Annotated in this window: 18 protein-coding genes; 4 read left to right on the top strand and 14 right to left on the bottom strand. The window is 61.0% G+C overall.

Going from position 1 to position 16463, the window contains the following annotated elements; translation table 11 throughout:
• Window positions 1–162 precede the first annotated feature (162 nt).
• Together C4K39_RS09390 and C4K39_RS09385 are read left to right on the top strand one after the other, a co-directional pair.
• Window positions 163–885 carry a lysophospholipid acyltransferase family protein gene (locus C4K39_RS09390; protein WP_068577886.1) on the top strand — a complete coding sequence of 241 codons (723 nt, stop codon included), beginning with the start codon at window positions 163–165 and terminating at the stop codon, window positions 883–885.
• Window positions 886–1025: 140 nt separating this feature from the next.
• A complete protein-coding gene (locus C4K39_RS09385; protein ID WP_068577887.1) occupies window positions 1026–1997 on the top strand; it encodes a magnesium and cobalt transport protein CorA in 972 nt (323 codons plus the stop codon).
• Between the two features lie 39 nt (window positions 1998–2036).
• On the opposite strand, the gene C4K39_RS09380 is transcribed toward C4K39_RS09385, so the two are convergent.
• From C4K39_RS09380 to C4K39_RS09370, 3 genes are all read right to left on the bottom strand, one after another.
• On the bottom strand, window positions 2037–2759 hold the full coding sequence (locus C4K39_RS09380; RefSeq protein WP_022643210.1) for an amidotransferase: 723 nt from the start codon (window positions 2757–2759) through the stop codon (window positions 2037–2039).
• Between the two features lie 105 nt (window positions 2760–2864).
• Window positions 2865–5009 carry a 3-hydroxyacyl-CoA dehydrogenase NAD-binding domain-containing protein gene (locus C4K39_RS09375; RefSeq protein WP_124346192.1) on the bottom strand — a complete coding sequence of 715 codons (2145 nt, stop codon included), beginning with the start codon at window positions 5007–5009 and terminating at the stop codon, window positions 2865–2867.
• Window positions 5010–5033: 24 nt separating this feature from the next.
• On the bottom strand, window positions 5034–6239 hold the full coding sequence (locus tag C4K39_RS09370) for an acetyl-CoA C-acetyltransferase (protein ID WP_068577894.1): 1206 nt from the start codon (window positions 6237–6239) through the stop codon (window positions 5034–5036).
• A 599-nt stretch (window positions 6240–6838) separates the two neighbouring features.
• Between C4K39_RS09370 and C4K39_RS09365 the strand changes: the two genes are divergently transcribed.
• Together C4K39_RS09365 and C4K39_RS09360 are read left to right on the top strand one after the other, a co-directional pair.
• Window positions 6839–7288 (top strand): rhodanese-like domain-containing protein, encoded by a 450-nt coding sequence (locus C4K39_RS09365; RefSeq protein WP_068577896.1) that lies wholly within the window; start codon window positions 6839–6841, stop codon window positions 7286–7288.
• Window positions 7289–7323: 35 nt separating this feature from the next.
• Window positions 7324–8091, top strand: coding sequence for a c-type cytochrome (locus C4K39_RS09360; RefSeq protein WP_124348328.1), 768 nt, complete (start codon window positions 7324–7326; stop codon window positions 8089–8091).
• A 332-nt stretch (window positions 8092–8423) separates the two neighbouring features.
• Here the strand turns inward: C4K39_RS09360 and C4K39_RS09355 are convergent, their stop codons facing one another.
• The 11 genes from C4K39_RS09355 to C4K39_RS09305 form a co-directional block, all read right to left on the bottom strand.
• Window positions 8424–8765: a ribonuclease E inhibitor RraB gene (locus tag C4K39_RS09355; protein WP_068577898.1), complete on the bottom strand. Its 342-nt coding sequence runs from the start codon at window positions 8763–8765 to the stop codon at window positions 8424–8426.
• A gap of 211 nt (window positions 8766–8976) precedes the next feature.
• On the bottom strand, window positions 8977–9210 hold the full coding sequence (locus tag C4K39_RS09350) for a hypothetical protein (RefSeq protein WP_068577900.1): 234 nt from the start codon (window positions 9208–9210) through the stop codon (window positions 8977–8979).
• 138 nt (window positions 9211–9348) lie between these two features.
• Window positions 9349–9957, bottom strand: a complete 609-nt coding sequence (locus tag C4K39_RS09345) for an START domain-containing protein (RefSeq protein ID WP_124346191.1) — start codon at window positions 9955–9957, stop codon at window positions 9349–9351.
• 43 nt (window positions 9958–10000) lie between these two features.
• Window positions 10001–10255 (bottom strand): YkgJ family cysteine cluster protein, encoded by a 255-nt coding sequence (locus C4K39_RS09340; RefSeq protein ID WP_068577903.1) that lies wholly within the window; start codon window positions 10253–10255, stop codon window positions 10001–10003.
• A 169-nt stretch (window positions 10256–10424) separates the two neighbouring features.
• Entirely contained in the window at window positions 10425–10907 is a 483-nt protein-coding gene (locus C4K39_RS09335; protein ID WP_178083956.1) for a translation initiation factor 2, read from the bottom strand.
• 76 nt (window positions 10908–10983) lie between these two features.
• Entirely contained in the window at window positions 10984–12423 is a 1440-nt protein-coding gene (locus tag C4K39_RS09330) for an aminotransferase-like domain-containing protein (protein WP_068577907.1), read from the bottom strand.
• A 203-nt stretch (window positions 12424–12626) separates the two neighbouring features.
• Complete coding sequence (locus tag C4K39_RS09325; protein WP_068577909.1) at window positions 12627–13439, bottom strand: OmpA family protein; 813 nt, start codon at window positions 13437–13439, stop codon at window positions 12627–12629.
• Window positions 13436–13792: a DUF4398 domain-containing protein gene (locus C4K39_RS09320; protein WP_068577911.1), complete on the bottom strand. Its 357-nt coding sequence runs from the start codon at window positions 13790–13792 to the stop codon at window positions 13436–13438. The genes C4K39_RS09325 and C4K39_RS09320 overlap by 4 nt, the downstream gene beginning before the upstream one ends.
• A 9-nt stretch (window positions 13793–13801) precedes the next feature.
• Window positions 13802–14626 carry a substrate-binding periplasmic protein gene (locus C4K39_RS09315; protein WP_068577913.1) on the bottom strand — a complete coding sequence of 275 codons (825 nt, stop codon included), beginning with the start codon at window positions 14624–14626 and terminating at the stop codon, window positions 13802–13804.
• Window positions 14627–14703: 77 nt separating this feature from the next.
• A complete protein-coding gene (locus tag C4K39_RS09310; protein ID WP_068577915.1) occupies window positions 14704–15633 on the bottom strand; it encodes an electron transfer flavoprotein subunit alpha/FixB family protein in 930 nt (309 codons plus the stop codon).
• Window positions 15634–15635: 2 nt separating this feature from the next.
• Window positions 15636–16385, bottom strand: coding sequence for an electron transfer flavoprotein subunit beta/FixA family protein (locus C4K39_RS09305; protein WP_031321267.1), 750 nt, complete (start codon window positions 16383–16385; stop codon window positions 15636–15638).
• Window positions 16386–16463: the final 78 nt, after the last annotated feature.

Genomic DNA, 16463 nt, shown 5'->3' with positions numbered 1-16463 from the left:
TGCCGGGCTTTTTATTACTCCGCCCTCTGGTCCCTGCACGCCCCACCATCGGACACATCTGCTCAAGCATCGCCCCTCTTGTTGCCCGGCACAGCAATTGCCGAAAACAGTGCACATTCGTACACTGCGCCACCTTTTGTCCCCTGCGCGGTAGCCGTTTAGATGCTGTATCTGTTTCGTATGTCATTGATGGGCTTGCACTTTATAGTGGCTGGCAGCCTGGGCTTGCTGCTTGGGCTGTGTCGCCCCTTCAACCCTGACAACAGCCGCCTGTGTGCCCGCCTATATGCTTGGCCGGCCATGCGTATCCTGGGCCTGAAGGTCAGGGCCGAGGCCGGCCCGTTGATGGACAAGCCGCAAAGCTGTGTGATCATTGCCAACCATCAGTCCAACTACGACCTGTTCGTGTTCGGCAATGTGGTGCCGCCACGCACCGTGTGCATCGGCAAGAAAAGCCTGAAGTGGGTGCCGTTGTTCGGCCAGTTGTTCTGGCTGTCGGGCAACGTCCTGATCGACCGTGGCAATCCGCACAAGGCACGACGCTCGATCGTCACCACCACCCATACCTTGCAACACAAGGACACCTCGATCTGGGTGTTCCCGGAGGGCACGCGCAACAGCGGTCAGGAGTTGTTGCCGTTCAAGCGCGGTGCCTTCCAGATGGCGATTGCCGCCGGGGTCCCCATCGTTCCGGTATGCACCAGCAACTACATCAAGCACATGCGCCTGAATCGCTGGAACAGTGGTGAGGTCCTGATCCGTTCGCTACCGGCAATCCCCACTGCCGGCCTGACCCCCGACGACATACCGCGCCTGATGGCCCAATGTCGCGAGCAAATGCTCGACTGCATCACCAGCATGGACCGCCAGTTGCAACCAAACTGAGCCCCTTGTGCAAAAGCCCGCCCCGTGCGGGCTTTCATTTATCGGCGAACTCGCATCCCATGGGCGACTCTGATGCTGCAATGCAAGCTAAGCTGCTGATCTGTCACCGTGCCATTGATAAGAAGAAGTGAACCGGAACCATGGGTAGAGTTGTTGCTGCCGCCGTCTACAGCGGTGGAAAGAAAGTCACGGACATCAGCCTCGACGAAGGCGCAGCCTGGGCGGCGAAACCCGGCCATTTCGTCTGGATCGGCCTGGAGGAGCCCAACGCCCACGAGCTGGCCAACCTGCAACGCCAGTTCAATCTGCATGAGCTGGCCATCGAGGATGCCCTGGAGAAGCACAGCCGGCCCAAGCTGGAAACCTTCGGCGACGCCCTGTTCATCGTCACTTACTCGCCGGTGCGCACCAACGGCAAGCTGGAGTTCATCGAGACCCACATCTTCGCCGGCAATGGCTACATCATCACTGCGCGCAACGGTCATTCGGCTTCCTATGGCCATGTGCGCCAGCGCTGCGAGGCCCGCCCCCTGCTGCTCGAGCATGGCGAGGACTTCGTGCTCTACGCCCTGCTGGACTTCGTCACCGAGAACTACCAGCCCGTGAGCGAAGCCATCCACGCGGAAATCGACGAACTGGAGAGCAACGTGCTGTGCCAGGCGATGAACGAGCGGGACATTCTCAGCCTGCACAGCCTGCGCCGCGATGTGTTGCGCCTGCGCCGCCACGTCGCGCCAATGGTGGAAATCAGCGAGGACCTGCAAAAGCTCAGCTTTCCCTTCATCGACAAGAACATGCGGCCGTATTTTCGTGACGTGCAGATCCATGTCACGCGGCAGATGGAAGACCTTTCGACCCTGCGCGACATCGCCAGCCAGACCATCGAGATTGGCGTGCTGCTGGAGGCCTCGCGGCAAAGCATCGTGCAGCGCAAGTTCGCCGCCTGGGCGGCGATCCTGGCGTTTCCCACGGCGGTGGCAGGGATCTACGGGATGAACTTCCAGAACATGCCGGAGCTGAGCTGGCACTACGGCTACTTTGGCGTCCTGGGCTTCATCAGCGTGGGTTGCGTGGCCCTCTGGGCCAGCTTCAAGCGTTCAGGCTGGCTGTGAAACAACGCGGCCCCGCGCCAGGCGGGGCCGTGGGTCACTTCAGGCCGCTGCGGGTTTGTGGGCGACGAAGCGCATCATCCATTCGGCCACGGTAGTGCCGTGATGATCGTGCTCGAGACTGGCCACGCCCTTCTGGTAGACCTGTTCGCCGAGGAACTCATGGCGCAGGTCGAGCAACGCACGGGAATAGTCGTGGATGAACTCCGGATGCCCCTGGAAGCACAGCACCTGGTCGTTGATGTGGTAGGCCGCGTACGGGCAGAAATCGCTGGAGGCAATCACCGTGGCGTTCTCCGGCAAGGCGGTGACCTGGTCCTGGTGGCTGATCAACAGCGTCAGTTCCTCCACCACCGGGCTCATCCAAGGCGCCTTGGCCGCAAGCTTGTAGTTGTGGATGCCCACGCCCCAGCCCTGGTTCGCCCGCTCGCTCTTGCCACCCAGCAATAGCGCCAGCAACTGATGGCCGAAGCAGATGCCCAGCAGCTTGTCGCCACGCTCGTAGCGCTCCAGCAGGTAGGTCTTGAGGGTCTGGATCCACGGATCGGTACCGAAGGAATCGGCCTTGCTGCCCGTCACCAGGTAGGCATCGAACTTCAGGTCGTCAGCGGGATACTGGCCCTGCACCACGTTGTAGACACTGAACTGCGCGGCGATGGGCTGTTGGGAAAACAGGCGCTGGAACATCTGCCCGTAGCCCTGGTACTGGTCGATCAGTTCGGGACGCAGGATATCGGTTTCAAGAATGCAGATGCGTAGCGACATAAAATATTCCTGACAAGGCGATGGCAATAACGAACACCCCAGAGCCTGCCTTGAAATACCACGGCAAGGCAAGCCCCGGGACCCGTCATTTCACGCCCGCCAGGCTCAGAACAACTGGCCCTGGCGCGCCTTCTCCAGGAGCAGGTTCGGCGGGTTGAAACGCTCGCCGTACTGGCGCGCCAGGTACTGGGCACGGGCGACGAAATCCTGCACCCCGTACTGGTTGATGAACTGCAGCGCGCCGCCACTCCAGGCCGCGAAACCGATGCCGAAGATCGAGCCGACGTTGGCGTCGGCCGTGGACTGCAGCACGCCCTCTTCCACGCAACGCACGGTCTCGATGGCCTGGATGAACAACAAACGGTCGCGCACATCCTGAGGCGAGATCTGCCCGTCGGCCTTGTAGAAGCGCGTGTGCAACTGCGGCCACAGGTGTTTCTGGCCACCGGCCGGGTAGTCGTAGAAACCGCCACCGGCGGCCTTGCCCGCGCGCTTGTACTCGTTGAGCAGCAGGTCGATCACGGCGAATGCCGGGTGCTCGATGCCGGGCTTGCCCTCGGCCTGCAAGTCCTTGCTGGTCTGCAGGCGAATGTGGCTCATCAGGCTCAGGGACACTTCGTCGGAGATCGCCAGCGGACCCACCGGCATCCCGGCCTTGCGGGCCTCGGTCTCGATCATCGGCGCGGCGATGCCTTCGCCGAGCATGGCGATGCCTTCGTTGGTGAAGGTGCCGAACACTCGGGAAGTGAAGAAGCCGCGGCTATCGTTGACCACGATCGGGGTCTTCTTGATCTGCAGGACGAAGTCGAAACCGCGGGCCAGGGTCTCGTCGCTGGTCTTGGCGCCCTTGATGATTTCCACCAGCGGCATCTTTTCCACCGGGCTGAAGAAATGCAGGCCAATGAACTTGTCCGGATTGGGCACCGCACTGGCCAGCCCGGTGATCGGCAGGGTCGAGGTATTGGAGGCGATCACCGCCTCGGCGCCGACCACCTGCTGCGCCGCCCTGGACACCTTGGCCTTGAGCTCGCGATCCTCGTAGACCGCCTCGATGATCAGGTCGCAACCGGCCAGGTCGGCATCCTCGGCGGTGGTGAGGATGCGTGCCAGGGTCGCGTCGCGCTGTTCGGCGCTCAAGTGCCCGCGAGCCACCTTCTTCTCCAACAGGGCCACGGAATGGGCCTTACCCTTCTGCGCCGCTTCAAGGCTGATGTCCTTGAGCACCACCTCGATGCCCGCTGCCGCGCTGACGTAGGCGATGCCCGCGCCCATCATCCCGGCACCCAGCACCCCGACCTTGCGGGTCACCTGAGGCGCGATGCCCTGGGGGCGCGAACCACCGGCATTGATTTCATTGAGCTGGAACCAGAAGGTACCGATCATGTTCTTCGCCACCTGGCCGCTGGTCAGCTCGGTGAAGTAGCGGGCCTCGATCAGTTGCGCAGTATCGAAATCCACCTGGGCACCTTCGACCGCCGCACAGAGGATCTTCTCTGGCGCGGGGAAGCAGCCCTGAGTCTTGGCCCGCAGCACCGAAGGGGCAATGGCCAGCATCTGTGCCACCTTCGGATTCGACGGGGTGCCACCGGGAATCTGGTGGCCCTTCACATCCCAGGGCTGCTTGGCCCCCGGGTTGCCGGCGATCCAGGCCCGGGCCTTGGCCAGCAGTTCGTCGCGATCGCTGGCCAGCTCATTCACCAGGCCCGCCTGCAACGCCTGCTGGGCCCGGACTTTCTTGCCCTCGAGCAGATATGGCAAGGCCTTCTCCAGACCCAGCATGCGCACCATGCGCACGACCCCGCCGCCGCCAGGCAGCAGGCCCAGGGTGACTTCCGGCAAGCCGATCTGCAGCGACTTGTCGTCCAGGGCCACGCGGTAATGGCAGGCCAGGCAGATCTCCCAGCCGCCACCCAGGGCCGCCCCATTGATCGCCGCGACCACCGGCTTGCCCAGGGTCTCCAGCGCCCGTAGCTGGGCCTTGAGGGCCAGCACCATGTCATAGAAAGCCCGGGCCTCGGGCTTGCCGACCTTGATCAGCTCATTGAGGTCACCACCGGCGAAGAACGTCTTTTTCGCCGAAGTGATGATCACCCCGGCCAGGCTGTCCTGCTCGGCTTGCAACCGGGCCAGGGTGGCGGCCATGGCGTCGCGGTAGACCGCGTTCATGGTGTTGGCGCTCTGGCCCGGCATGTCGATGGTCAGGACGACGATCTGGTCCTGGCCTTTTTCGTAACGGATGGCATCGGTCATGAAAGGATTCCTTGAAGTCGGGGCTCAGAGGCGTTCGATGATGGTGGCGATACCCATGCCACCGCCGACACACAGGGTGGCCAGGCCGTAGCGCTGGCGGCGGGCCTCCAGTTCGTCGAGCAAGGTGCCGAGAATCGCGCAGCCCGTGGCGCCCAACGGGTGCCCCATGGCGATGGAGCCGCCATTGACGTTGACCTTGGCCGGATCGACAGCCATGTCCTTGATGAACTTGAGCACTACCGAGGCAAAGGCTTCGTTGACCTCGAACAGGTCGATGTCCTCGACCCGCAACCCGGCCTTGGCCAGGGCCTTGCGAGTGGCCGGGGCCGGCCCGGTGAGCATGATGGTCGGATCGGTACTGGTGACGGCGGTGGCAACGATCCGCGCCCGGGGACGCAGGCCCAGTTCGCGCCCCTTGGCCTCGGAGCCGATGAGCATCAGCGCTGCACCATCGACGATCCCGGAACTGTTGCCAGGCGTGTGCACATGGTTGATCCGCTCCACATGGCTGTAGACCCGCAAGGCCGTGGCGTCGAAGCCCATCTGCCCCATCATCTCGAAGCTCGGCTTGAGCTTGCCCAGGCCCTCCAGGGTCGAGTCGGCGCGGATGAACTCATCATGGTCCAGCAGAACAATGCCGTTCTGGTCCTGCACCGGCACCAGGGATTTGTCGAAGGCGCCGGCCGCCCGGGCCCGCGCGGCCTTCTGCTGGGAATGCAGGGCGAACTGGTCGACGTCCTGGCGGGAGAAGCCTTCCAGGGTCGCGATCAGGTCGGCACCAATACCCTGGGGCGTGAAGTGGCTGTGCATATTGGTCTCGGGGTCCAGCACCCAGGCACCGCCATCGCTGCCCATGGGTACCCGCGACATGGACTCCACGCCGCCCACCACCACCAGCTCCTCGAAGCCGGAGCGCACCTTCATGGCCCCCAGGTTGACCGCCTCCAGGCCCGAGGCACAAAAACGGTTGATCTGTACCCCGGCCACGCTCACATCCCAATCCGCCGCTTGTACGACGGTCTTGGCGATATCGGCGCCCTGGTCGCCAATGGGGGTCACGCAGCCCAGGACGACGTCGTCCACCTGGCTGGTGTCCAGCTCACAGCGTTGCTCCAGGGCACGCAACAGGCCCGCCGCCAGGTTCACCGGTTTCACACTGTGCAGGGCGCCATCGGCCTTGCCTTTGCCACGGGGCGTGCGTAATGCATCGAATATCAGAGCTTGGGTCATGACGTCCTCGAACCGCTGTACAGGGAAAAATGTCGAGTTCCCACCTTAGGCGCGACAGCGTTGGATTCAATGACCGATGCGCTCAGCCGCCTTGACGCTCACGCTCAGACGAACGGTAGGTAGCTAATGGATCAACCGATGAAGGGGCGCGAGCTGTCTAGCCAAAGGGCGGCCACCGGGTCTTGGGCAGCAGCTATAGCGATTTGATTGAGATTGGCGATAACGCCATATGAATTGGATCTAAGCCAGGGGATTCAAGGCCCCTAAGGTAGAAACTGTAGGAAGTTCCGGACGGACTTTGCACCGGAACAGGTAAGAAAATGGAAACATCGCCGGCCCATAGTGAAGTAAAGGAACCGGCTTGCATTGATGCTCAGGAATAACAACAAAAGGCATTCAGCCATGTTCAAACAATCGAAAGTACGCCAGGCGGGACTCATTCTCTTCGCAACCACACTGCTGTTGATCTTGCCGAACCTCACCAAAGTGCTCGGCTGATTCGTGGCTGCTCGATCAACGGGTCATAAAATTATCCCCGGTTCCTACCGGGGCACGGACTTGTGTGCCAGTCTTCCTGTGGAACATCACGGGGAAGATTCATGCGCCATTGGATTGCATTTGCCGCGCTCTTGAGCGCCTTCAACGCCCACGCCGGGATCATCGACGTCAACCGCGCGGTGGATGAAATCAATGACGGCGCGCTGATCCTGGACCTGCGCAACGACAGCGACTTCGCCGCAGGCAACCTGCACAACTCCTTGCAGGTCAACCTCGAACTGGAGGACGGCACCGGCATCAGCGCCGAAGGCCTGGCCTACCAACTGCGCAAGGTGGTACTGGACCCCAACGCTACCGTGGTGATCTACAGCGATACCAACCAGCATGCCCTTGAGGCCGAAGACACGCTGATCAAGCACGGTTATTTCGGTATCGTGAACGGCGGCAACTACGATGAACTCCGGGACGCCCTGTTCGACCATGTGTCGCGACCAGATGACGTGCTGCCCGGCAACGAACCCACTGACGACGATCCCACGGCCATCAATTGAAAGCCCTGTTCCTCTGCACCACCCTGCTGCTGAGCATGCCCCTGCATGCTGCCCAACTCCTGATCGACCTGGGCTCCGGCAGCCGCACCTGGCAAACCGAAGAGCTGCTCCAGCACCCCGCAGCCCAGGACATCACCATCAAGGATGATGTCTCCTACAAGCGCGACATGGCCTACCGGGCAGTTCCCCTGGCGAGCCTGCTCAAGGACCTGAAGGCCGAGGATCATCTACAGGCCGTGGCCCTGGATGGCTTTGCCGCCGAACTGAATGCCGCGCCCTTGCTCAACCGCCATGGAGCCCGGGCCTGGCTCGCCATCGAGGACCCGGCCAAGCCCTGGCCGGCCCTGGCGGCAGGCAAGCTTGGCGCCGGGCCTTTCTACCTGGTCTGGACCGACCCCGCTGCCGGGCACATCAGCCCCGAGCAGTGGCCGTTCCAGGTGGCACGCATCCAGCGCCTGGCACCGGTGGCCGAACGCTTCCCGGCCCTGCTGCCAGCCCCTGGACTGGCGGCCGACGACCCGGTCAACCAGGGGTTCGCACTGTTCCAGAAGAACTGCCTGGCCTGCCATCGCCTCAATGGCGCCGGCGATGCGCAGTTCGGCCCGGACCTGAATATTCCCTACAACCCCACCGAGTACTTCAACCCAGGTTTCCTCAAGCGCTATATCCGCGATCCCCAGGGCCTGAGGCGCTGGCCCCAGGCCAAAATGCCAGGGTTCAGTGCCAGCGTCCTGCCCGATGCAGAGCTGGAGTTATTGCTGGGCTACCTGAAGCACATGGCCGGACGCAAGCAAATCCCCTGAACTGCGCGCACTGGCGCAACAGTCGAGGCCGCCCTCCAAGCAGCCTGCAACGGCAAGGCCTTTGTCTATCGAGCGTATAGCCAGAGTCGATTTCTCTGTGCGCCCGCACGCACAGATAATTGCCCCCATCGAGCAAGTACTCCACCCAGCCTGATGGAGTCGCTGCCCTCTTTTTGATGACGCCGATGACGACCGGAGCCGGACTCTCCCGACCGGTTCCCTCTCCTGACCGGTCTTCCCTTTAGCCACCCTCCCGGGTGGCTTTTTTTATCGGCCCCATAAATGCAATCGGCCAACCCAAGGGGTTGGCCGATCATCAGGCTCGCTACGGACTAAACCAGTCGCCCGCGGATCTCGTGCTTCACCCCCCAGCCTTCAATGATGCCGCCCAGAGGCTCGACCACAGCTTCGAAATCCTGCTCGAAATCGCCGATGCCACCATAGGTGGCGTACATCACCTTGCTCAGTTCCAGGTACCAGGCACCGTCGTCACGCACGCTGACCTGGGCATTCAAGGATTCACCGCGAAAATGTCCTGCCGCCCTGCGTGCCCGCTCCTCATCCGGGAAAATGGCGTAGAACTCGATGGGATGGAATCGTGAAAAATCAAAGCCGCCTTCTTTCATGCGGCGCAGCACGCTGCTGCTGAGATCTTCTTGAAAGGCTGTGCTCATGAAACGTCCTCCTCGAACCTATGGATAGACTTTCCGTGCTTCCCGGCAGCACGCAACAGGCCTGCGTCACGACCCGAAAAGGGTCGACGGGAAACAAGCATGGAGCTGGCAAGATCAAGGCTTGGCGAAGAACTCGCTGATCTTGCTTGCAGATTAGCGCCAACCTCTGGAGGTCGCCAGAAATTGCTATCGGAGCTACTCCCGCTACTGATTAGATCGGCGTGATGCTGAGAATCTGAATACTGTTTTGTTCTTTCAGGCTCTTGAGGGTGGGGGTTTCGGTACGTCCCTCCAGGTCGTTGAGGTCCAGTTCGGCACTTATCGGCAGCAATTTTGCTCGAACCAATTGAGCGGCGCGCTCCAGTGTCGGTTGCTGCTCGCAATCGAAATACTCGACAGACTGGACACCGTGATCATCAACGAAAGCGACTTGCCACTTTTGCATCAATGCCTCCTCGATAGCCCCTGATTGGGCCTACAACATCTGGACCTTGAGCCTTTGAAAAACGTTCCGCCTGGGCCCTAGGCAGCCCATGAAAAAGGCCGCCCGGAGGCGGCCTTGTATCGTTGTGAATCTCAGCGATCAGGGCTTTTCAGCACGAGCCTTCAATGCCTTCAGGGTATTGAAAGGAGCATCGACCACGAACTTGTTGGCCAGCCAGGAAGGCACGCTGCCTCCAGGCTCGGTATGGACCTGATAGGTCACCTCGACCTGATCGGCGCCCTTGGGCACGAACTTCCAGTAACCCTCGACCTGGGCCACGCGCACGAAGCCTTTTTCTTCCGGAATATAGGTCGGCACACCTTCGAGCTTGCGGGTCAGGCTGCCGTCGGCACCCTCGCTGGTGGTGATGTGCAGGACCGAGTCACGAGCGGTGACCGGCCAAGGGGTATTGAACTGGGTGTAGGTCCAGCTTTGATCGCCCTCGTGCTTGAGCAGCTTCTGAGTCTTGCATTCGTGGATCCAAGAGCAGGCACCGGCCACGTCTTCCTGCAGCGCACGGAGCTTGGCGATGCTGGTCTTCATGGTGGTGACCCCACGATAGGCCTTGTATTTGGAACCGGCCACTTCACTCAAAGAGACCTTGATGCCGTCTTCATCCTTGGCCGTTTGCCAGTCTTCGGCCTGGGCCGTTGCCGACAACAGCACGGTTAACCCACAGAGCACAGCAATTCGATGCAGCGAACCCATTGTCTTATTCCTTATTGTTGAAGTTCCGTTCATTGAGGACACCCTAAGCCGCTGTCACTTGCTCCCACCAACCGATCAGGCGGATGGCTTCTTCACGGCTTTCGCCACAAACCTCAGGATCTGCCTGGAACGCCCCACACACCGCCGGCCGCTCAGGCAAGCCGAAAAGGTTGCACAGGTGTTCGACGGAAAGATGCAGGCAACGTTCCCCGGCCGGCTTGCCATTGGGCATGCCGGGCATTGGGGTACTGATGGAAGGGGCAATGCAGCAAGCGCCACAACCTTCACGGCAGTTCATGACGAAAAGCTCCTCGCGACAAGCAAAGTGTCGAATGACGCCTGGTAAGAGTAACCGCTAAAACAGCTGTTTAAAATTACTCAAAGAACGGATTTAACGCACAACCGTGCGTGACTGATCAGTCTCCGACAAAGTGTCGATCAGCCCAGTCACACAGCGGTTGAAGAATTTATTGCTTGAACTCGAAATCCAGGGCAGCGCCCTCGATGTCACGGCGCTCGTCCCTGCGCAACTGCAATTGCATTTCGTTGCTGAGCAAACGCCCGTTGAGTTGGAATGGACTGCTTTCCTTGGGTTTCTCACCAAACATCGGTGGCAACAACGGCGTGTGCTTGGGCAATGGAGTACTGCCAATGGGTTGCAGGTGCTTGACCATTTCCGGTGGCAGGCTCAGGTCGACCTTGGGGCTGACCAGTGGGGTCTTGATATCTTGATAGGCCCACTTGCCCTTGCTGGTAGCGGGTGATTGCTTGCCGCTTTTGGGCTTGCTCGCCGGCGCCTTGGGCGCTGGAGTCTTCCTGGTGCTGGCCGACTTGCTCGGATGCGCCTGGCCGGCCCGCGGCTTATCTGCAACCGGCGCCGCCTGGACGGGCAACACGGCCCCCCCCAACAGACAGGCACATAACCAGATGGCAGTAAAAAAGGCTTTCATAAAAGGCAGGTAGATCGATAAAAGGTTCTCTATGCTCGCTTGTTGCAAGCCCCATGACAAGCATGGAGCCCATTGTTCAGAACGCGCCAGTGGCCTCCTGGCACAACTGGCTGGCAAGCATTCCCAAAGTCATCAGCGCTCGCTCGGCTTCACGATTCCATGGCGTGCCGCAGTTAAGGCGCACACAGTGGTTGAACTGCTCGGTGTTACTGAAGATCAGCCCCGGAGCAATGCTGATGCCTTGTTGCAAGGCACGCACATGCAGTTCCTGGGTGTTGACCCGCCCCGGCAAGCTGACCCACAGGATGAAACCGCCAGTAGGCCGGGTAATTTGCGTTCCCTCGGGGAAATACTGCTGGACCGCCAACTGGAAAGCGCTGAGGTTCTTGCGGTACTCCTGGCGGATAAAACGCAGGTGCCGGTCATAACCACCGTTCTCCAGATAGGCCGCAACCGCCATCTGAGTGACGCTGCACGCCGAATGCGTGCTGAAGGTCTGCAGGCGCTGGATCTCCTGCTGGTACTTGCCGGCAATCATCCAGCCAATGCGCACTCCGGGTGACAACGTCTTGGAGAAACTGGAACAGTAGATCACCCGATCCAGGCGATCGTAGGCCTTGAGGGCCTTGGTACGTCCGACCTCGAACATCAGCTCGCCGTAGATATCGTCCTCGACCACCTGGATATCGAAATCCGACGCCAGGCGCAGAAGCTGTTTCTGGCGCTCTTCCGGCATGGTGCCGCCCAGCGGGTTGCTCAGGCGCGTCGTCAATACCAGTGCCTTGATCGACCATTGGTTGGCAGCCAGTTGCAAGGCTTCCAGGCTCATGCCGGTGGAGGGGTCGCTGGGAATCTCGATGACCTTGAGCCCAAGCAGGTCAGCCAGTTGCAGCAAGCCGTAGTAGGTCGGCGACTCGGCAGCGATCAGGTCGCCTGGGCGGGTCAGGACCCGTAGCGACATTTGCAGCGCGTCGACACAGCCATGGGTGATGACCACTTCCGAAGGATCGACCACCACTCCCGCGTCACGCATGCGAATCGCTACCTGGCGCCGCAGGGGTTCGAAACCCGGGCTGAACATGTAGCTGAACGCCCGAGGACTATGAAACCGGGTGACCTTGGCCAGTTGCTGGTGCAACGCCCGCACCGGCAGGTAGTCGACACTGGGCACCGCGGCTCCCAAGGGGAAAACCCCTTCGCGACGCGACTCCACCAACACCTGCTGGATGATACTGCTACGGGTGACCAGCCCAGGCCGTTCGACCCGGGCAATGTCCGGCGTCGGTGCCGTCAGCGCTGGCGTCTGGTGCACGTAGTAACCCGACTGCGGCCGCGCCCGGATCAGCCCCTGGTCTTCGAGGTTAGCGTAGGCCTGGAGCACCGTGGCATGGCTGACATTGAGCTGCGAACTCATCTTGCGTACCGACGGTACGCGCTCCCCCGGCTGATAGACACCACGGCGAATATCCTCAGCCAATTGCTGAGCGATACGTTGATAGAGCAAGAGATTGGTCATGGCGCAGCACCCGATTTCACGGTGTTTTATTTTTGTGCGAATCAGTACCAGCACAGTTTGGAAGTGTACTGGGACAGTTCCTACAATAGTCGAGCACCCCAGTCAGTGAAAAGCATCACTGCAGTTTTTTTAGCAACTTGCGACCGCCATAAAAAAACCCGATGCCTGTGGGGCATCGGGTTTTCAGCAACAACCAGGCGGCTTCAGCGAGCGGCGCCGAGCTGGCCCTTTTCATCGGAAAAGACGATTTCCACTCGCCGGTTCTGGGCCCGACCACGCTCGGAGGCGTTGGCCTCCACCGGGTAGTCGTCACCATAACCCTCGACCTGGATGCGTTTTTCATCGACCCCCAGGTCCACCAGCACATCGGCAACAGCTTGGGCGCGATCACGAGACAGCTGCAGGTTGTTCTGGCGCTCGCCGGTGTTATCGGTGTATCCCTCGATGCGCACCACGCGCTTGGGGTTGAGCTGGAGGAACTGCGCCACCTTGAGCACGATGCGATTGGAGGAGTTGTTGAGCTCCGCTTCACCGGTATCGAACAACACGTCGCCCAGTGTCATCACCAGGCCACGGTCGGTATGGGTAGTGGCCATGCTGAGGATCTGCTCCTCCAGCCACTTCCCTTGCTGTTGCACGCTGCTCAGCTTGGCCTCGCGCAATGCCAGTTGCAGGCGCTGGCGCTCCAGCTCGAGCTTGGCTGCGCGCTCCTGGTTGAGCATCTGCTCGGTGTGTTCCCGGGCAATCTCACTGTAGCGGCGGCTGAGATAGGCGTAATGCTCAACGTCGCTGCCACTGCCCCAATAGCTTGAAAGACGATCGGCACGGGCCAGTGATTCACCGGCGCGGATCACATCCTTGGGCGCGCTGCGCAGGACATTGGAGTCCTCCTTGACCTTCTGGAAGTCGTTGTAGGCCTGTTGCAGGGCTTCCTCGCTCTGCTGGCCGGCACAGCCCACCAGGCTGGCGCAGACCCACAGCAGGGCACTGCCAAATACCGGTTTGGAAATCTTCATTGGGCATCCCCCAGTTGCTTGCGCAGGCGAGTGATGCGGGTGTTGAGTACGTTCACCTGCTCCTGGCTCTTCTGGGTCAGCACCTTGGCTTCGGCCAGGCGCGCATCCAGCTCGGCCTGCTCGGCTCGTACCCGGGCTTTCTTGTAGGACTCATCCTGCATATTGCCCTGGGCTCGGGAAAACTTTTCTTCGGCCAGTTTCAATTCCGGCACCTGCTCGGCCGTAGCACCCACAGCCTTGGCCTGCTCCAGGGCCCGGGCAGTCAGACGCATCTGCTCGTTGGGGGCCGGATCGGATGCACAACCGGCCATGGCCAGAAAGGCCAAGGCAGCAAAAAGAGGTCGAATAGTCACACTAGATTCCTACGGTTTGGGGCTGCTGACGGGTTGCTGCAACTGGGCTTTCCAGCGCTCCAGATTGCGCTGCAACAGGGCCTCCGTCAGACCGGACGCGGGCAATTCTGTCATCTTTTTTGCCAGCTGTCCGCGCAACCATGGGTCATTGCAAGCCGAGTTGTGGGACAACGCCAGGAACAGCCCTGACTTGTCGATAGGTTGGGGAAACGCGACCAGGTCCGCCGCCATTCCCAGGGACTGGGCCATGGTCATACCGGCATAACGCGGCGCCAGCACATAGTCCACTTCGCCCAGCAGCAGCTTCTGGAAGACCTGGGTCAGGTTTGGCAGGTGCTTGAGTTGCAGGTGCTCCTTGGCCAGCGCCACGAAGGGCTGCGTCAGGCGAGCCTTTTCCGACACAGCGCCAGTACGCCCATGCAAGTCCGCCAATTGGGTATAGGCCAGGGTCGAGTCCTTGCGAGTCCAGACCAGGTAGTCGTTCAGCACCAGCGCCGGATGGATGTAGTCCAGGGACTCCAGTTCATTGATGGTCAGCGGTGCATCGGCCAGCATGTCCATGCGCCCACTACGCACCTCCTCCAGGGCTTCGGAGCGTTTGCCGGCATACAGCAACTCCACCTTGAGGCCCAACTCCCCTGCCACCTGTTGCAGCAGGTCGGCACTGGCCCCCATCAGGTGCTTGGGGTCCTGTGGATCGCGCCATAGGTAAGGTGGCGCATCGGGACTGCCGGTCACTACCAGCCGCTCGCACTTGCCCGCAGCCATCCCCTGCGACGAGCACAGCAACATGCCCAACAGTACTGGCCAGCCACTCACGCGGCGCAGATCCATGGCGATACCTCCCAACAAACGGCAGACAAAAAAAACCCGGCCAAAAGGCCGGGCTCTTTATAAGTGAAGCCGCTGGATTAGACCAGCTTCTCCAGCTCAGGTACCGCTTCGAACAGGTCAGCCACCAGGCCGTAGTCGGCCACCTGGAAGATGGGCGCCTCTTCGTCCTTGTTGATCGCGACGATCACCTTGGAGTCCTTCATGCCCGCCAGGTGCTGGATCGCGCCGGAGATACCAACGGCGATGTACAGCTGTGGCGCGACGATCTTGCCGGTCTGGCCGACCTGCATGTCGTTAGGCACGAAGCCTGCGTCCACGGCCGCGCGGGAAGCGCCGACCGCAGCGCCCAGCTTGTCGGCCAGGGCGTACAGGTGCTTGAAGTTGTCGCCGTTCTGCATGCCGCGGCCGCCGGAAACGACGATCTTGGCAGCGGTCAGCTCAGGACGATCGGACTTGGCCAGCTCTTCGCCGACGAAGCTCGACTTACCGGCATCGTGGACCGCACCAACGGTTTCCACCGCAGCCGAACCACCTTCGGCGGCAACGGCGTCGAAGCCGGTGGCGCGCACGGTGATGACCTTGACCGCAGCAGTGGACTGCACGGTAGCAATGGCGTTACCGGCATAGATCGGACGCTTGAAGGTGTCGGCGCTTTCTACCGAGATGATCTCGGAGATCTGGTCGACGTCCAGCTGGGCAGCAACCCGCGGCAGGATGTTCTTGCCGTTGGAAGTGGCGGCAGCCAGGATGTGGCTGTAGCCAGCGCCCAGCTCGGCAACCAGCGGTGCGACGTTTTCCGGCAGTTGGTGCGCATAGGCAGCGTTGTCGGCTACCAGCACCTTGGCCACGCCAGCGACTTTGGCAGCAGCCTCGGCCACGGCGCCAACGCCTTGACCGGCCACCAGCACGTGAATGTCGCCACCGATTTTGGCAGCAGCGGCCACGGTGTTCAGGGTGGCCTGGGCCAGCGCTTTGTTATCGTGTTCAGCGATTACCAAGATAGTCATGATCAGATTACCTTCGCTTCGTTTTTCAGTTTCTCGACCAGTTCAGCCACCGACTTGACCTTGATGCCTGCGCTGCGTGCAGCCGGCGCTTCGACTTTCAGGGTCTTGTTGGTGGAGGCGGTGGAAACGCCCAAAGCATCAGGAGTCAACGTCTCGAGCGGCTTCTTCTTGGCTTTCATGATGTTCGGCAGCGACGCGTAACGCGGCTCGTTCAAACGCAGGTCGGTGGTGACGATCGCTGGCAGGTTCAGCGCAACGGTCTGCAGGCCGCCGTCGATTTCACGGGTGACATTGACCTTGTCGCCAGCCACTTCGACCTTGGAGGCGAAGGTGCCTTGGGCGTAGCCGCTCAGGGCCGCCAGCATCTGGCCGGTCTGGTTGTTGTCGCTATCGATGGCCTGTTTGCCCAGGATCACCAGTTGAGGCTGTTCCTTGTCGACCACAGCCTTGAGCAGCTTGGCCACGGCCAGGGAGGTCAACTCTTCAGCGGACTCGACGAGGATCGCGCGATCGGCACCCAGTGCCAGGGCGGTACGCAGTTGCTCTTGAGCAGTAGCGGGACCGATGGAGACGACGACGATTTCAGTCGCCACGCCTTTCTCTTTCAGGCGTACGGCTTCTTCCACTGCGATTTCGCAGAAAGGGTTCATCGACATCTTGACGTTGGCGAGGTCGACGCCGGAGTTGTCCGCCTTGACGCGAACCTTGACGTTATAGTCGACCACTCGTTTGACAGCTACAAGAACCTTCATGGATTCCTCGTTACTCTCCGGTGAAAAGAAAGTCGCCTAGGCGAGAACCTGGCGGTTGATGCTCATCGGCACAAGGGC

Origin of the sequence: Pseudomonas sessilinigenes (assembly GCF_003850565.1) — a bacterium.
GTDB classification, from domain to species: domain Bacteria; phylum Pseudomonadota; class Gammaproteobacteria; order Pseudomonadales; family Pseudomonadaceae; genus Aquipseudomonas; species Aquipseudomonas sessilinigenes.
Note: the sequence above shows the minus strand (reverse complement) of the source record. Positions and strands in the feature narration are given on the sequence as shown.

Coding starts and splice junctions, on each gene's coding strand:
- C4K39_RS09380 (WP_022643210.1), bottom strand. CDS start 2,759: ATGTCGCTACGCATCTGCATTCTTGAAACCGATATCCTGCGTCCCGAA.
- C4K39_RS09310 (WP_068577915.1), bottom strand. CDS start 15,633: ATGACTATCTTGGTAATCGCTGAACACGATAACAAAGCGCTGGCCCAG.
- C4K39_RS09315 (WP_068577913.1), bottom strand. CDS start 14,626: ATGGATCTGCGCCGCGTGAGTGGCTGGCCAGTACTGTTGGGCATGTTG.
- C4K39_RS09385 (WP_068577887.1), top strand. CDS start 1,026: ATGGGTAGAGTTGTTGCTGCCGCCGTCTACAGCGGTGGAAAGAAAGTC.
- C4K39_RS09360 (WP_124348328.1), top strand. CDS start 7,324: ATGCCCCTGCATGCTGCCCAACTCCTGATCGACCTGGGCTCCGGCAGC.
- C4K39_RS09335 (WP_178083956.1), bottom strand. CDS start 10,907: ATGAAAGCCTTTTTTACTGCCATCTGGTTATGTGCCTGTCTGTTGGGG.
- C4K39_RS09340 (WP_068577903.1), bottom strand. CDS start 10,255: ATGAACTGCCGTGAAGGTTGTGGCGCTTGCTGCATTGCCCCTTCCATC.
- C4K39_RS09370 (WP_068577894.1), bottom strand. CDS start 6,239: ATGACCCAAGCTCTGATATTCGATGCATTACGCACGCCCCGTGGCAAA.
- C4K39_RS09350 (WP_068577900.1), bottom strand. CDS start 9,210: ATGCAAAAGTGGCAAGTCGCTTTCGTTGATGATCACGGTGTCCAGTCT.
- C4K39_RS09305 (WP_031321267.1), bottom strand. CDS start 16,385: ATGAAGGTTCTTGTAGCTGTCAAACGAGTGGTCGACTATAACGTCAAG.
- C4K39_RS09345 (WP_124346191.1), bottom strand. CDS start 9,957: ATGGGTTCGCTGCATCGAATTGCTGTGCTCTGTGGGTTAACCGTGCTG.
- C4K39_RS09365 (WP_068577896.1), top strand. CDS start 6,839: ATGCGCCATTGGATTGCATTTGCCGCGCTCTTGAGCGCCTTCAACGCC.
- C4K39_RS09330 (WP_068577907.1), bottom strand. CDS start 12,423: ATGACCAATCTCTTGCTCTATCAACGTATCGCTCAGCAATTGGCTGAG.
- C4K39_RS09325 (WP_068577909.1), bottom strand. CDS start 13,439: ATGAAGATTTCCAAACCGGTATTTGGCAGTGCCCTGCTGTGGGTCTGC.
- C4K39_RS09355 (WP_068577898.1), bottom strand. CDS start 8,765: ATGAGCACAGCCTTTCAAGAAGATCTCAGCAGCAGCGTGCTGCGCCGC.
- C4K39_RS09390 (WP_068577886.1), top strand. CDS start 163: ATGCTGTATCTGTTTCGTATGTCATTGATGGGCTTGCACTTTATAGTG.
- C4K39_RS09375 (WP_124346192.1), bottom strand. CDS start 5,009: ATGACCGATGCCATCCGTTACGAAAAAGGCCAGGACCAGATCGTCGTC.